Origin of the sequence: Acinetobacter sp. USHLN143 (assembly GCF_037145695.1) — a bacterium.
GTDB classification, from domain to species: Bacteria; Pseudomonadota; Gammaproteobacteria; order Pseudomonadales; family Moraxellaceae; genus Acinetobacter; species Acinetobacter fasciculus.
The window spans coordinates 1-396 of sequence record NZ_JBBCWZ010000230.1 but is presented as its reverse complement, the minus strand read 5'-3'; the positions used below and the strand labels follow the sequence as shown (position 1 = coordinate 396).

Here is a 396-nt window from a genome sequence, read left to right as displayed (position 1 = left end):
ATAACGTTGAACCCAACGGTAAATAGTCGTGTGATCAACATTCACACCCCGTTCGGCCAGCATTTCCTGCAGTTCACGATAGCTAATGCCATATTTACAATACCAGCGCACAGCCCAAAGAATGATTTCGCCCTGAAAATGCCGACCATGGAAAGGATTCATATGCTGCACCTTTAGCTAAAACAGTCTTCAGCTTACCATTCGTGGTTATTTGCAACAGTGCCGATTTTTTGAAAAAAGCATAGGTCTAGATAATCAAGCTAGATTTTTTAAAACTCCACATTGGTCAATTGTACATAAACCATCACAAGTACCTCTTAAATCAGATAGTTGTTCAATAAGCTTTTGTTGCTTGATTATATTTTCTCTGATAGCACTGACATGTAAGTCAATTAA

The 396-nt window shown here is 38.4% G+C and carries 2 pseudogenes; both read right to left on the bottom strand.

Annotated features, from left to right (window positions below):
* Positions 1-162: pseudogene (locus WFH18_RS17840) on the bottom strand (IS6 family transposase); the annotation flags it as partial.
* Between the two features lie 93 nt (positions 163-255).
* Positions 256-396, bottom strand: a pseudogene (locus tag WFH18_RS17835) (MerR family transcriptional regulator); the annotation flags it as partial.